The following is a 14,409-nucleotide window of genomic DNA, read 5'->3' on the forward strand; positions in this document are numbered from 1 at the left end:
GTGGAAGCTGGGGGCGCGGGTGGTGGCCGGGCACTTCGCGCAGACGCACGCGCATCCGGAACTGGTCGGGCGGACGCTCGTCGATATTTTGTGGTGGCGGCCGCAGCTATCCTGCGACGTTCGCGTAGACGCGCGTTGCGAACTCGGCGATCTGTTCGTCGCTGAGGTTCTTGGCGAGGTTGGCTTCCGTGATCATTCCGACGAGCTGGTGGCCGCCTGCGACGTCGATGACCGGGACGCGCTTGATCTGGTGCGTCTCCATGGTCTGCAGAGCCTCGTTGGCGTCCGCGTCGGCGTCGATCCAGTGCACGTGCCCGCCCAGGGTGCCGGCCTGCACCGTCGCCGGGTCGACGCCTTCGGCGCAACACTGGACGACGATGTCGCGGTCGGTGATCAGGCCGGTGAGCCTGTTGTCGTCGCCGCAGATGGGCAGACAACCGACGTTCAGGTCACGCATCATCTGCGCCGCGTCGTACAGCGACTGGTGCGCACCGACACACTGAACCCCGCTGGTCATGATGTCGCGGGCCTTGAGCTGCTTGTTCGTAGCCATGATTTTTGGATTCCTCCCGCATTCGGGACGTTGTTCTCTCCTCCATCGATGACAACACGGATGGCTTACCGCCGCCCCTCGGGACCAGGGACCTATGGGGGCGCGGTGCTGGTGCTGGTGCCGGTGCCGGTGCTGGTGCTGGGGCGGCGGGGGGCCGGAGGTTCAGGAGCCGGCGGGTACGGCGTAGTCCCCGAAGCCGACCCAGTCGAGGGTCACGCAGGGTTCGTCGCCGAGCACCCAGGCGTCGTGGCCGGGCGCGATGGAGATGAAGTCGCCCGGTCCGGCTTCCGCGCTCTCGCCGTCGTCCATGACGATCTTCATTCGGCCGCTCGCGACGTAGCCGACATGGGCAGCCTGGCAGCTGTCGGTCCCGGCGATGGGCTTGACGTGCTTGGACCACTGCCAGCCCGGCTCGAAGACGGCACGGCCCACCGGGCCTCGGTCTGTGTTGAGCAGGTCGAGCCTGCCCTTTCCGTCCTCGAAGGGGCGGGTCTCATCTGCGGAATCGAAGTTCTTGCACACGAGCGTGGCCATGGTCATCCGCCTCCTGGCGCGTAGCGCGCAGCGAGCGATTGCGATCCCCGAGTCCATTTCCAGGCTACGCCGGGGGCGTAGGGGCGTCACCGGGGGTGGGTAACCAAGGCTCGCTTCTGGGGGTTTCGGGCCGTCCCGAGCGCTCGAGTGTCGGTGGGCCGGACCGCCGCGTCAAGGGCGCTCCCTACGGTCGCGTCGCTGCGCGATGTGCCTGCGGCCCACCCTTGACCCGTCGCCCCGGCCCACCGCTAACGCTTGTACGGGGACGGCCCAAAGAAAAACGCCCTGCACGGGGGCTGGGGGAGTGGCGCGGGTCGGCTCGGTGGCTGTCGGGTGAGTGGGTGGGGCGCGGCAGGTTGAGGGGGCGGCGCGGCCCCAGGCTCAGCGACTGCAGGAACGGCCGCTGGCGGGACATCCCCATTCCGACGCACGCGAGCACCCACGTGGGCGGACGGCGAGGCTGGCGGGACGACCTGCAGACTCTTGGGCCTGCGGGTGGGGCGCGACAGTTGAATGGGGGGACTCGGGTGGGTGTGGCGTCCACCCCGGCCGGTGGCCGGTTGGGGTGCAAGCACGTGGCTGGTGTGGGTGGGTGGAGGGGCGTCCAGGGGCGGGTGGGTCCTGTCGGCGGTCCGGCCGGACGAGCGATCGGGCTCGCAGGGTGGCTCGTCACTCACGGCCACGCCGATAGGGGTTCGAAGCTTTCGGCCCGACCAGCAGGGGCGGCGGACGCTCTCGGCCCGGCCAGTTGGACAGCCGACACTCTCGACCGGACAAGATGGGCAATTAGCGGCTCTCAGCCGGCCCAGTGGGGCACTGCCCCGGCTCCCACATCGGCGGGATGGGACGAACCCAGCACGTGACACACAGGCGCGCCCGTTTCGCCTCACTTCCGCGGCAGCCCCGCCTTCGTCACCGATCGGAATCCGTTGCCACAGCGGCCCTTTCCGGGGGCACGGAACGCGATGTACCCGGTACATGGCGAATCCGAAGACACCTCCAGCCCCAACAGTCCCAGCCCCACAGGTACCGCGCGAACGACTGGTTGGTGTGATTCGCGTGCCGGTGAGCTAGTGCCCTATCAGGCAACGTTTGCCCTGCCGACGACAGGCGGACAGGGTCCGACCGCTCGAACGGCACTGGCCCCGCTACGGGATCAAGGAGTTGTAGATCTCGACCATCTTCGTGTCGAACGGCGGCGCTCCGAGTTCCTGTGCGGCAGGGTAAACCGCCTCTTCCATGAAGCGGCCACGCGTCTTCCGACTCCCATACGTCGATGACCTGCCAACCGCCCGCCTCGCCAGGCGCCCCGAAGTGGGCAATGAGCCCGGCGGGCGGATTTGCGCGGTCGGTCGTCCGGTCGAAGGTCGCCTGGTAAAGCTCTTGGTTCCAGTCCGCGCCCTGATTGTGTACCAACACTGCCATCTCGGTTTTCCTCGATTCACGTTCGAAGTCGGCCACCTGTGGATGACGCTACGTCCGCGTGCTTACGGCAGCGAGCAGTGGCGGGCGTCTCTACGCCGTCCGACGGAATGCTGGTGTATCGGAGAGAGGTCAAGGCAGTGGCGGGACGTCTGCCGCCCGTTCCGCCGGGGCCATGGCTGCGATCTGGCGCAACGTCTGAACGGTGCGTGGTGCTTCACCACAGCCAGGGCAAACGTTGCCTGATGCGGCACTAGCGAGCTGGCGTGACGGCTCACGGGCCGTTGGCCTCGGCGGCCTGAAGGGAGCAGGGCACCCAGCGGACCCGGACACGGTTCCCCAGAACCCGAACCATCGCCTCTGGCGCGGTTCGGTCGTTCCAGCAGCCCGGTTCCGGGCTCGGAACGCAACTAACCCAACACATGGCAATTCCCAGCACCCCTCCAGTCCCACCCATCTCAGCCGCATCGCTTCCGGCTGTCACGGGAGCGTTTCGACCCATGGCAGCCCCGCCGGTCAGCCGACGTGATGGTTGATCGTGCCGTCGGTCCGGCGGCCTGGCAGGAACGTGGTACTCGGGCACGTCCATTCCGACGCCGCCTGGGCTCAAGTAGCGCCCGACTACTGCTCTTGGCGGGCTCCGGGCTCGGAACGCGACGAACCCCACACTTGATGAATCCCAACGCCCCTCCAACCTCACCAGTCCCCGCCGTTTCGCTTGCGGCCGTCACGGGAGCGTTTCGACCCACTCGGCCCCCACGGACTGCGCCGACCGTCGGGAGGGAGACGGCTGGTGTGGAGTATGGGGCTCGTGGGTTCGTGCGACTGGGGGGCCGGGGGGCCGCCGAGTGTCATGCCGCGTCCTGCGTTTCGGTGCGCCACTACCCACCCACATCGGCAACGGGCTTGTCGCTCAACCGGCCACCGGCCGGGGTGGGCGCCACGCCGGCCCGAGTCCCCCATTCAACTGTCGCGCCCCACCCGCGCCAGGCATGAGTCCGCAGGTCGACCGGTGGGAGCGGCTGGCCGCCGTCGTGGGTGCGCGTGTGCGTGGGAATGGGGCTGTCACGCCAACGGCCGTCGCCGCAGTCGCTGAGTCTGGGGCCGCGCCGCCCCCTAGACGTGGTGCGCCCCACTTACCGAGCCCGTCGGTCGGCAGCGAAACAGCAGCCAATTACCGGACCTCCCCGTGGGCTCCCCCCGGGGGCCGCCCCCCAGAAGCATTGCGGCGGAGGTTCGCCGGTCAAGGGTTAAGCGCAGCGCAATCGCCGCAGGCGACGCGACGCAGGAGCGCCCTTGAGGGGCGGGCCTCCGACGCCACACTTACATGTGGCGGCCCCCACGCCAGAAGCAATCAACGCCCCGGGACCGCCAACGCCCCGGGACCGCCAACGCCCCGGGACCGCCAACGCCCCGGGACCGCCAACGCCCCTGCCCCTAGCCCACGATGCGTTCGTCCTTGATCGCGTTCAGCAGCGCTGCCAAGGCCGTCGGCGTCGCGGTGGTGATCTCCATGGGGCGGTCGCTCTCGCGGAGGTGGATGTGGCCGGTGGCGCCGGTTGCCAACTCGACGCATTCACCCTCGCCGCCGGTGCTGAACGAGGACTTCTGCCAGGTGAGCTGCGGCATCTGACTCCCTACAGTTCGTACATGATGTGCTGGATCAGGCTCAGCGAGTCCCGGCTGTCGTGAGACTCCGGCGCGGACTCCGGATCGACCGGTTCGAGCGCCAGTTCGGAGAGTCGCTCAAACATCTTGCCGTACTTGTCGATGGCATCTCCATCCCCCAGGAAGGCGGATTTCAGCGGGTGCTCGATGTAGACGGTGTCCAACTCCCGTGTCGCACCGCTGAAGAGAATGAACGGACGGCTGAACGCGGCGTAAGCGCCGCGCTCGAAGGGGAAGATCTGGAGCGTCACGTTGGGCAGGCGGGCGATCTCGATCAGTCGCAGCAACTGCTTACGCAGCGTCCCGGTGCCGCCGACGTGAAGGCGTAGAGCGGCCTCGTGGACGATTGCGTGGTACGGGACCGCGTCGGGGTCGGTCAGGACGCGTTGCCTGGCCATACGAAACTCTACGTACCGGTCCACACGCTCCTTGTTCTGGTCCTGCTCTGCTGTGGTGACCACCGCGCGCGCGTAATCCTCGGTCTGGAACATGCCTGGAATGAAAAGCGGCTCGTGGATGCGGATGCCGGAGCAGCGAGACTCCAGTTCCGCGAGGTCGCGCGCCCTCGGTCCGATGGCGTCCTTGAAGTCGTCCCACCATCCCTTTCCCAGTTCCTGCGCCATTTCCATGAGCCCGTCGAAGTACGGGCCGTGTGGGCATCCGTACTCCCGCAGCAGCTTGTAGAGCCGGTTTCGAGACACGTCGATCCGGCCCGCTTCGATGTTGCTGATCCGCGTGCGGTCCGCATCGAGCAGGGCGCCGGCTCGGTCGCCGGAAAGCCCCGCGCCGTTCCTGAGCTTGCGAAGTTCGAGCCCGAGCCGTCGCTGCCGCTCGCTGGGGTTGCTCCTGGGTGGCATGTTCGACCTCCTGCAGCGCAGTCTGTCGGTGCAAACTCCCGTGGTCACTGGAACGTTCGCCTGTCACCCACTCTGGTGACATATCCGGTAAACGGTTGCACCTAGCGAAACGCGTTCCCTACCTTCGTGAGCGACCGAACCAACCGCGCAGTAAGAGGAAGTACCCCCGGCCTTAGGCAATTTGAGGGCGGACCTGGTCACCACAACGCGCTGCGCGCTCACAGGAGGCCCCCATGGAGGACCCGCCCCGCGCCACCGACGTATCCCTCGTCTTCCCGCCCGACCCCGTCTGGGTCCGCACCGCCCGCGAGACCGTCCGTACACTCCTCGCCGTCGCAGGCCGCGCCGACCTCACCGACGCCGCGCTCCTCCTCACCTCCGAGGCCGTCACCAACGCCGTCAACGCCTGCCGCACCACCGCGTGCACCAGCCCCGTGACTCTCTCCGCCGGTTGGGCCGACCCTCACCGCCTCCGTGTGCTCGTCCACGACAGCGCGCCGGGGCTCCCGGAGTGCCGAGCACCCGCCGCCGACGAGGAGAGCGGGCGCGGGATGATGCTGATCTCGTACGGCGCCGATGCCTGGGGCGTCTGTACGCACGGGCCCGGCAGGGGCAAAAGGACTTGGTTCGAACTCGGGCGGCTCAAGCTCGACAGATCGTCACAGTGAGTGCCCAGGCGCTCTCGATCTGACGCTGCCTGCGTTGCGGCAGGCTGTATTTGGCGGTCGTGCTGTCCCGGCTGCCGGAGTTCTGCCGATCCGGATGTTCCACCGGCGCTGGGCGTAATCGTAGAGATCGAGAGACACCCGGAGATGGCCCGGCGGCTGCAGGCCGCCGAGCGTGCCGTCGACAGCGGGGACTCGGATGTGCCGTCACGTGCGATCCGGGCGGCCGGGGGCATCGTCGTCGTCAGTCGTCCAGCATGGGGTACGGCAGTACGCCCGTCCTCGCGATCCGCCCGTACCACTGCGCGCTCGACTTCGGCGTGCGTGTCTGCGTCTCGTAGTCGACGTACACCGCGCCGAAGCGCTTGCTGTAGCCGTACGCCCACTCGAAGTTGTCCATCAGTGACCAGAGGAAGTAACCGCGCACATCGGCCCCGTCCCGCATCGCCCGCCGCACCGCCGCCAAGTGGCCGTGCAGGTAGCGGATGCGGTCCGGGTCGTGGACCGTGCCGTCGGTGGCGGGCTTGTCGTCGTACGCCGCGCCGTTCTCCGTGACCATCAGCGCGATGCCGGGGGCCTCGCGGGCGTAACGCATCAGCAGGTCGTACAGGCCGGTCGGGTCGACGGACCAGTCCATCGCCGTCAGTTCGCCCGGCGGCTGGTGGAAGGTGACGGACTCCGAGCCGGGCCAGGGGGAGTGGTCACTCGGGCCGTGGCCGTCGCGGCGGTTGTCCGCCGCGGTGTCGGCGGTGGGCGCCGAAACCACCGCCGGTGAGTAGTAGTTGATGCCCAGGAAATCGAGGGGCGCGCCTGCCGTCTGCGCGTCCCCGTCCCGTACGAACGACCAGTCCGTCAGGTGCGCGGTGTCGGCGAGGAGGTCGGCCGGGTACTCGCCCGTCAGCATCGGGCCGGTGAAGACGCGGTTCGCGAGGGCGTCGATGCGGCGCTGCGCGTCCAGGTCGCCCGCCGACCGCGTCAGTGGTCTGACCGCGCTCGGGTTGAGGCTTACGCCGATCCGCGCCGGCGTCGGCGCCCGCGCCGCAAGCGCGGCACGCAGCGCCTGTACGGCCAGGCCGTGGCCCAGGTTCAAGTGGTGGGCGGCGCGCAGGGCGGCCACCGGGTCGGTACGGCCGGGCGCGTGCACCCCGGACCCGTACCCCAGGAAGGCGCTGCACCAGGGCTCGTTGAGCGTCGTCCACAGCTCGACACGGTCGCCCAGCGCCTGAGCGACGAGGCCCGCGTACTCCGCGAAGCGGTACGCCGTGTCGCGCGCCGGCCAGCCCCCGACATCTTCCAGCTCCTGCGGCAGATCCCAGTGGTACAGCGTCAGGCTGGGCGTGATTCCGGCCGCCAGCAGCTCATCCGTCAGCGCGCGGTAGAAGTCCAGGCCGCGCTCGGCGGCCGGACCCCGGCCGGTCGGCTGCACGCGCGGCCAGGAGACCGAGAAGCGGTACGCGCTCATCCCCAGGTCGGCCATCATCCGTACGTCGTCCCGCATCCGGTGGTAGTGGTCGACCGCCACGTCGCCCGTGTCACCGCCCAGCACCTTCCCCGGCGTATGGCTGAAGGTGTCCCAGATCGACGGTGTGCGGCCGTCCTCCCGCACCGCGCCCTCGATCTGGTACGCGGCGGTGGCGGAGCCCCACAGGAATCCGGGCGGAAAGGTCTCCGTGCTCTCAGTCATGGAAGTCCTCCTGGTAGGAGAGGGAAAGAGGAAAGTCAGCAGGAAAGTCGGCAGGAAAGTCAGCCCTTGACCGCGCCCTGCATGATCCCGCCCACGATCTGCTTCCCGAACAGCACGAAAGCCAGCAGCAGCGGCAGCGTGCCCAGCAGAGCGCCGGCCATGATGACCGACTGGTCCGGTACGAATCCCTGGCCGAGGTTGGCGAGCGCCACCTGCACGGTCGGGTTGTCCTGGGTGAGGGCGATGATCGGCCAGAAGAAGTCGTTCCAGGCGGCCACGAACGTGAGCATGCCCAGCACCGCCATCGCCGGCCGCGCCGCCGGGAAGACGATGTGCCAGATGATGCGAAGACTGCTCGCGCCGTCCACCCGCGCCGCCTCGACCAGTTCGCTGGGCAGCGCCTGCACCAGGTACTGGCGCATGAAGAAGACCCCGAAGGCGCTGACGAGAGTCGGCAGGATCACGGCCTGGAGCTGGTCGGTCCACTCCAGCTCCGCGACCGTCATGAACAGGGGTACGACGCTGAGCTGCGGCGGCACCATCATCGTGGCCACGACCAGCAGCATCAGCAGGTTCTTGAAGCGGAAGCGCAGCTTGGCGAACGCGAAGCCCGCGAGGGTCGAGAAGAGCACCGTACCCAGCGCGATCGTCCCGGCCACCACCGCCGTATTGAGCAGCGCCAGTCCCATGTTGGCGTCGGTCCACGCCGTCTGGAGATTTTTGAAGAGGTTGCCGCCGAACCAGAACGGCGGCGGCGTCTGCGACAGCCGGGTGCTGTTGCGGGAAGCGGCGATCGCCGTCCATACGAGGGGGAACAGCGACCCGACCGTGAAGACGATCAACACGGCGTACGTGAGGGGGCCGCCGTGCAGATGGCGACCGGCGCGAACGCCCGGCAATTTCGTCATCTTCGTCATCGTTGTCATTGGCTCTTCCTCAGGCGGCGGGCGATCAGCAGGTACACACCCGCGACGATCAGTAGAATCAGGAACATCGCCCAGGCGATCGCCGAAGCGCGCCCGAGGTGGAAGTTGAACCAGCCCTGCTCGTAGAGGTACAGGCCCAGCGTCTGGAACTGGTGCGAGGCCCCGCCCTTCTGCCCGCCCGCCCCGCCGAACAGCAGCGGCTCACCGAACAGCTGCGTCGCGCCGATCGTCGAGACGACGACCGTGAAGAGGATCGTCGGGCGCAGGGAAGGGATGGTTACGTGGAGGAACTGCTGCCACCTCGTCGCCCCGTCCAGCGCCGCCGACTCGTACAGATCGTTCGGCACGGCCTGCATCGCCGCCAGATAGATCAGCGCGTTGTACCCGGTCCACCGCCAGATCACGATCGTCGAGACCGCGACCTGCGACGACAGGGTCCCGCTCTGCCAGTCGACCTTCCCGAGCCCCACCGCGTCCAGCGCCCAGTTGATCATCCCGTAGTCGCGCCCGAACAAGAGGACGAAGACGAGGGTCGCCGCTGCCACCGAAGTGGCGTACGGAGTCAGGATCGCTACCCGGAAGAAGCCCGAGGCGCGCAGCCGGTAGTTCAGCAGGTGCGCGATGCCCAGCGCCATCAGCAGCTGCGGCACCGTCGAGATGATCCCGATGGTGAAGGTGTTGCGCAGCGCGTTCCAGAAGAACTCGTCCCCCAGCAGCCGCGTGTAGTTGTGCAGCCCCACCCACTGCATGTCGTTCGGCGCCGACAGCGATACGCGGTGCAGCGACGACCAGCCCGTATAGAGGAGCGGGAAGACCCCGAAGGCCGCGAAGAAGACGAAGAAGGGCGCGACGAAGGCGTACGGGCTGTACTTCGTGTCCCAGCGGTAGCGCCGGCTTCGCCACGCCCGGCGGCGGTCGGTGCCCTGCGGCCGCTCGACCGCCACGGGCGCGGGGCGGTCCGGGCCCGGGACCGCGTCCCCCGAGGAAGGGGACGCAGCCTGGTCGGACTGGTCGGTGTACGGACGCATCAGCCGTCCACCGCGTTGTCGATCTCCTTCAGGGCCGCCTTCCAGCCCTCCTCCGGGCTCTTGCCCTGCTGCTCCACCTGGAGGATGCCGACATCACCGAAAGCGGTACCGATCTGCTGGTCCTTAGGGCCGATCACCAGCGTCGGGATGCCCTTGGCCGCCGCGGCGAAGAGCTGCCCGGTCGGGGCGTCACCGAAGTACGGGTTCTTGGCGCCGGAGACCACGTCCATCTCGTACGCCGGCGGGGTGGACGGGAAGCTCGCCTGCTTGTCGAAGAGCTTCGCCTGCTGTTCGGGTGCGGTCAGCCAGGCCGCGAGTTTGATCGCTTCCGCCTTGTTCTTGGCCGCCTTCGGTACGCCGATGAACGAGCCGCCCCAGTTGGCGGGCTTCGGGGCCGCCGCGACGTCCCACTGGTCCTCGCCCGCCTTGCCTGCCTTCTCCTTGATGTAGCCGAGCATCCACGGCGGGCAGGAGACGGTGGCGAAGGCACCGTTGGCGTACGCCTGGTCCCACGCCTTGTCGAACTGCTTCAGCTTCCCGGTCAGACCGCCCTCCGCTGCCTGCATCGCCAGGTCCCAGGCGGTCTTCACGGCGGGGCTGTCCTTGTAGATCAGCTTGCCGTCGCTGTCGTAGAACCGCTGCGCGTAACCGTTGTTGACGGCGGCGAAGAGACCGGCGGCCGAATCGGTGAACGTGGTGCCCTTGGGGCCCTTCTCCTTGTAGTCCTTGCCCGCGTCGACGTACTTCTGCCAGTCGCCCGCCCACAGCTTGCCCACCGCCTCGCGGTCGGTCGGCAGCCCGGCCTTCTCGAACAGGTCCTTGCGGTAACACATGCCCATGGGCCCGATGTCCGTACCGAGCGCGACAGTCCGCCCGTCCTTCGTGGACCCCTGCGCCCACTTCCAGTCCAGCCAGTTCGACTTGTCGACACCCGGAGCCTTGGAAAGGTCCTCGAACTTGTCGGCCTGCGTGGTGGTGATCTCGTTGATGTTCCCGACCTCTATGGCCTGGATGTCCTGGAGGCCGCTGTTGGCCGCGAGGTGCGTCAGCAGTTCCGGGTAGTACGTGTCGTTGCGCTCGGTCACGTCCTCCTTGATGAGGATCTCCGGGTGCAGCTTCATGTACTCGTCGTAGAGCCCGGCCTGTTTGTAGCCGAAGACGCCGAAGGTGCCGACCTCGATGACGGTCTTGCCCCTGGCGTCCTTCTTGCTGCCGCCGGAGCCGCCGGTTCCCTCGTCGCTGTCCTCGGCGCAGCCGCCGAGCAGGCCGGCGCCGAGTGCGGCCACAGCGGCGACGACCACCGCCCGGCGAGGCGTACGGGTGCTGATGCGCATTGCGTCCTCCTTGTGCCCTGACGTGCCGACCCCCCGGCCAACTGTGTTGCTGAGCCCCTGAGTTGCGGCTGCGGCCCGGGCGGGGAACGTGCGGGATGTGTATGAGTCAGGTACGGTGGGAGCGCTCCCACGTGTGATGTGTTGAAGGTTCGCGGCTCCCCGCGGGGGTGTCAAGGCACCGGACGCGGGATTTGCTGTCCGAGACCGCTATGAGATATTGCGCAGCGCCGGACGGCCACCGGACGGCGACCGAACGGTGCACGATATGGGGAGGTCGGGACGATGGTGACTCGTGGAATCCGGGGCCAAGGGGGCCGGAGCGGCGGACGGCCGACTCTTGAAGAAGTGGCCGCACGCGCCGGTGTCGGCCGGGGCACCGTCTCCCGGGTGGTGAACGGCTCCCCGCGCGTCAGCGACGAGACCCGCGCCGCCGTCGAGGCGGCGGTGGACGAGCTGGGGTACGTACCGAACCGCGCGGCCCGCGCCCTCGCCGCCAACCGCACCGACGCCGTCGCGCTCGTCGTCCCGGAGGTCGAGTCCCGGTTCTTCGCCGAGCCGTACTTCTCCGACATCGTGCGCGGCGTCGGCGCCGCCCTCGACAGCACCGAGATGCAGCTGCTGCTCACCATCGTCGGCAGCGACCGCGAGCGCGGCCGCCTGGCCCACTACCTCGCCGGGCACCGTGTCGACGGCGTGCTGCTCGTCTCCGTACGCGCCGACGATCCGCTGCCCGAGCAGCTGGTCCGGCTCGGCATCCCGACGGTCATCAGCGGTCGCCGCTCCGAGCACGAGGCACTGCCCTGCGTCGACGCGGACAACGTGACGGGTGCGCGCGGCGCCGTGGCTCACCTCATATCCCGCGGCCGCCGCACGATAGCGACCATCACAGGACGACTGGAGGTGTACGGCGCTCAGTGCCGCCTCGACGGCTACCGCCAGGCCCTGGCCGCGGCCGGCCTCGGCGTCGACGAGCGGCTGATCGCCCCCGCCGACTTCACCGAGGAGGGCGGCCGCCGCGCCATGACCGACCTGCTCGAACGCAGTCCCGACCTGGACGCGGTCTTCGTCGCATCGGACGTGATGGCGGCCGGCGCCCGCCAGGTGCTGCGGGAGCAGGGGCGCAGTGTTCCCGGCGATGTGGCGCTGGTCGGCTTCGACGATTCACCCATCGCGCGCCACATGGACCCGCCGCTGACCAGCGTCCGGGTGCCGATCGAGGAAATGGGCCGCGAGATGACCCGCGTGCTGCTGGAAGAGATCGCCGACCGCCGCCCGGAGGGCACGCGCAGCATCACCGCCCCGCGCCAGAGCGTGTTCCCGACGGAGCTGGTGACCCGTACCTCGTCATGACCTATGCATGGCCGGCACCCGTGCATGGTCATGACGAGGGCAGCAAAACAATCCGAGCCCCTGACCTGTTTCCAGGTCAGGGGCTCGGATCGATCAGGGTGAGTGACGGGACTTGAACCCGCGGCCACCTGGACCACAACCAGGTGCTCTACCAACTGAGCTACACCCACCGTGGCCGGTCGTTCCCGACCGGCTGAGAAAAAGTGTACAGGGTCCCAGAGGGTGCTCGCGCCCGGGTTTAACCGGGTCTCACCGGATGCTTATTACCCGTGTTCCGCAGGCAGGACGTACTTCGCGGCGATTTTCTTCGCCGTTTCGGAGTCGGGCCCGGGCTGCGGCACGAAGACCGCTTCCCGGTAGTAGCGCAGCTCCGCGATGGAGTCCTTGATGTCGGCGAGCGCCCGGTGGTTGCCGTTCTTCTCCGGGCTGTTGAAGTACGCCCGCGGGTACCAGCGGCGGGACAGCTCCTTGATCGACGAGACATCCACGATCCGGTAGTGGAGGTACGCCTCCAGCTCCGACATGTCCCGCAGCAGGAACCCCCGGTCGGTGCCGACCGAGTTTCCGCACAGCGGGGCCCTGCCGGGCTCCTTCACGTGTTTCTTCACGTAGGCCAGGACCTGTTCCTCGGCGTCGGCCAGCGTCGTTCCGCCGGCCAGCTCGTCGAGCAGGCCCGAGGCGGTGTGCATCTGCCGCACCACCTCGGGCATGGTCTCCAGGGCCGCGTCCGGCGGGCGGATCACGATGTCCACCCCTTCGCCGAGCACGTTGAGCTCCGAGTCGGTGACCAGTGCGGCCACCTCAATGAGTGCGTCGTCCGTCAGCGAGAGCCCGGTCATCTCGCAGTCGATCCACACCATGCGATCGTTCATGTGTCTCACCCTACGGGGCGATCCCGCTGGCCGGGCAGCGTCGGGCGGCCGGGGGCGTACACGTCGGAGCTGGGCTTGCCCGGCTCCGACGCCGCCGATGTGGTCGCCGCCTGGCCCGACTGTGCACTGGCCGCCGCCGTACGCCTGGCCTGCGGCGGCAGCGGGTCGGCGAGCTGGGCGGCCTGGGACGGCCCGGAGCCGACCGCGTGCATCTCGCTCTGCGGGCGCCGGGCCCGGTACGCCGCCCGGTACGCGGCCGGGGACGAGCCCAGCTGGCGCCGGAAATGCCCGCGCAGCGCGACCGGCGAGCGGAAGCCGCAGCGGCCCGCGACCTCGTCGACCGAGTAGTCGGACGTCTCCAGCAGACGCTGCGCCTGGAGCACCCGCTGAGTGATCAGCCACTGCAGGGGAGCGCTCCCGGTGAGGGAACGAAAACGCCGGTCGAAGGTGCGGCGGCTCATATAGGCGCGCGCGGCCAGCGTCTCCACGTCGAACTGCTCGTGGAGATGCTCCAGCGCCCAGGCGACGACCTCGGCCAGCGGGTCGGCGCCGATCTCCTCCGGTAAAGACCTGTCGAGGTAGCGCTCCTGGCCGCCGCTTCGGCGCGGAGGTACGACCAGCCTGCGGGCCAGTGCCCCTGCCGCCTCGGTGCCGTGGTCCGTACGCACGATGTGCAGGCACAGGTCGATTCCGGCCGCCGTGCCGGCCGACGTGAGGACGTCGCCGTCGTCGACGAAGAGCTCGCGCGGGTCGACGTGGACCGACGGGTAGCGCTTGGCGAGCGTCGGCGCGTACATCCAGTGCGTGGTGGCCGGGCGGCCGTCGAGCAGCCCGGCCGCCGCCAGTACGAAGGCGCCGGTGCACAGCCCGACGATGCGGGCGCCCTCCTCGTGCGCGCGGCGCAGCGCGTCGAGCGCTTCCGGCGGTGGTGGCGAGGTGATGGACCGCCACGCCGGTACGACGACGGTGCCCGCTCTGCTCATCGCCTCCAGGCCGTAGGGGGCGGTCAGTTCGAGCCCTCCCGTGGTGCGCAGCGGCCCGTCCTCGCCGGCGCAGACCAGCAGCCGGTAACGGGGAACGCCGGCGTCCTGCCGGTCGATGCCGAACACGGAGAGCGGAATGGAGCTCTCGAAGATGGGGCCGCCGCTGAAGAGCAGCACCGCTACGATCTCCCGGCGGCGGCGTCCGGAGAGCTTCCGTGCGGCCTCCGGTACGGCAGTGGAGTCCTGGCTCATGACGCTAAGCCCCCCTTGGTGTTCGCGTCCTCTCGGTCCTGCACGTTTCCCCTCGGTCCTGCATGATTCCCCCGCCGTATATACCCATGATCGAATCTACTGTGTCCGGTGGTGCCGGCGTGACAACTTCGGCATTCGGCACTATGTCGACAAGGCCACTTGGCGCGAAGCATTCGATCACGAAGCGTTCCACTCACGGGCCTCGCAGGGAAGTGCGCGTCCCGCTCATGGCCCGTCCCCGTAGGGTGCATTGGCCGGAGACGGTCCTTTCATGCCTGGTG

The 14,409-nt window shown here is 68.7% G+C and carries 12 protein-coding genes and 1 tRNA gene; 2 read left to right on the forward strand and 11 right to left on the reverse strand.

Going from position 1 to position 14,409, the window contains the following annotated elements; translation table 11 throughout:
• Positions 1 to 106 precede the first annotated feature (106 nt).
• The 4 genes from ABZX79_RS34485 to ABZX79_RS34500 all read right to left on the reverse strand — a co-directional run bounded on the left by ABZX79_RS34485 (position 107) and on the right by ABZX79_RS34500 (position 5,034).
• The gene (locus ABZX79_RS34485; protein ID WP_355266863.1) at positions 107 to 553 is read right to left on the reverse strand and encodes a CBS domain-containing protein; all 447 of its coding nucleotides are present in this window, start codon (positions 551 to 553) and stop codon (positions 107 to 109) included.
• A 162-nt stretch (positions 554 to 715) separates the two neighbouring features.
• Entirely contained in the window at positions 716 to 1,087 is a 372-nt protein-coding gene (locus tag ABZX79_RS34490) for a cupin domain-containing protein (protein ID WP_355266866.1), read from the reverse strand.
• A gap of 2,859 nt (positions 1,088 to 3,946) precedes the next feature.
• Positions 3,947 to 4,138 (reverse strand): DUF397 domain-containing protein, encoded by a 192-nt coding sequence (locus ABZX79_RS34495; protein WP_355266869.1) that lies wholly within the window; start codon positions 4,136 to 4,138, stop codon positions 3,947 to 3,949.
• An 8-nt stretch (positions 4,139 to 4,146) separates the two neighbouring features.
• Positions 4,147 to 5,034 (reverse strand): helix-turn-helix transcriptional regulator, encoded by an 888-nt coding sequence (locus ABZX79_RS34500; protein WP_355266872.1) that lies wholly within the window; start codon positions 5,032 to 5,034, stop codon positions 4,147 to 4,149.
• Between the two features lie 233 nt (positions 5,035 to 5,267).
• Between ABZX79_RS34500 and ABZX79_RS34505 the strand changes: the two genes are divergently transcribed.
• Positions 5,268 to 5,702, forward strand: a complete 435-nt coding sequence (locus ABZX79_RS34505; protein WP_355266875.1) for an ATP-binding protein — start codon at positions 5,268 to 5,270, stop codon at positions 5,700 to 5,702.
• A 241-nt stretch (positions 5,703 to 5,943) separates the two neighbouring features.
• Here ABZX79_RS34505 and ABZX79_RS34510 read toward each other — a convergent pair whose 3' ends face one another.
• The 4 genes from ABZX79_RS34510 to ABZX79_RS34525 are packed head-to-tail and all read right to left on the reverse strand — an operon-like array spanning position 5,944 to position 10,671.
• Positions 5,944 to 7,383 (reverse strand): GH1 family beta-glucosidase, encoded by a 1,440-nt coding sequence (locus tag ABZX79_RS34510; RefSeq protein WP_355266878.1) that lies wholly within the window; start codon positions 7,381 to 7,383, stop codon positions 5,944 to 5,946.
• Positions 7,384 to 7,442: 59 nt separating this feature from the next.
• A complete protein-coding gene (locus ABZX79_RS34515; RefSeq protein WP_355266991.1) occupies positions 7,443 to 8,300 on the reverse strand; it encodes a carbohydrate ABC transporter permease in 858 nt (285 codons plus the stop codon).
• Between the two features lie 5 nt (positions 8,301 to 8,305).
• Entirely contained in the window at positions 8,306 to 9,337 is a 1,032-nt protein-coding gene (locus ABZX79_RS34520; RefSeq protein WP_355266880.1) for a sugar ABC transporter permease, read from the reverse strand.
• Positions 9,337 to 10,671 (reverse strand): extracellular solute-binding protein, encoded by a 1,335-nt coding sequence (locus ABZX79_RS34525; RefSeq protein ID WP_355266883.1) that lies wholly within the window; start codon positions 10,669 to 10,671, stop codon positions 9,337 to 9,339. The genes ABZX79_RS34520 and ABZX79_RS34525 overlap by 1 nt, the downstream gene beginning before the upstream one ends.
• 282 nt (positions 10,672 to 10,953) lie before the next feature.
• Here ABZX79_RS34525 and ABZX79_RS34530 point away from each other — a divergent pair, with 282 nt between their 5' ends.
• Positions 10,954 to 12,021 (forward strand): LacI family DNA-binding transcriptional regulator, encoded by a 1,068-nt coding sequence (locus tag ABZX79_RS34530; protein ID WP_355266886.1) that lies wholly within the window; start codon positions 10,954 to 10,956, stop codon positions 12,019 to 12,021.
• Positions 12,022 to 12,118: 97 nt separating this feature from the next.
• On the opposite strand, the gene ABZX79_RS34535 is transcribed toward ABZX79_RS34530, so the two are convergent.
• The 3 genes from ABZX79_RS34535 to ABZX79_RS34545 all read right to left on the reverse strand — a co-directional run bounded on the left by ABZX79_RS34535 (position 12,119) and on the right by ABZX79_RS34545 (position 14,128).
• Positions 12,119 to 12,191: transfer RNA gene (locus ABZX79_RS34535), tRNA-His, on the reverse strand.
• 93 nt (positions 12,192 to 12,284) lie between these two features.
• Positions 12,285 to 12,893, reverse strand: a complete 609-nt coding sequence (gene orn / locus ABZX79_RS34540; RefSeq protein WP_355266889.1) for an oligoribonuclease — start codon at positions 12,891 to 12,893, stop codon at positions 12,285 to 12,287.
• Between the two features lie 5 nt (positions 12,894 to 12,898).
• A complete protein-coding gene (locus ABZX79_RS34545; RefSeq protein ID WP_355266892.1) occupies positions 12,899 to 14,128 on the reverse strand; it encodes a helix-turn-helix domain-containing protein in 1,230 nt (409 codons plus the stop codon).
• Positions 14,129 to 14,409: the final 281 nt, after the last annotated feature.

The organism is Streptomyces sp. NPDC002994, from assembly GCF_040611155.1.
Taxonomy (GTDB): Bacteria; Actinomycetota; Actinomycetes; order Streptomycetales; family Streptomycetaceae; genus Streptomyces.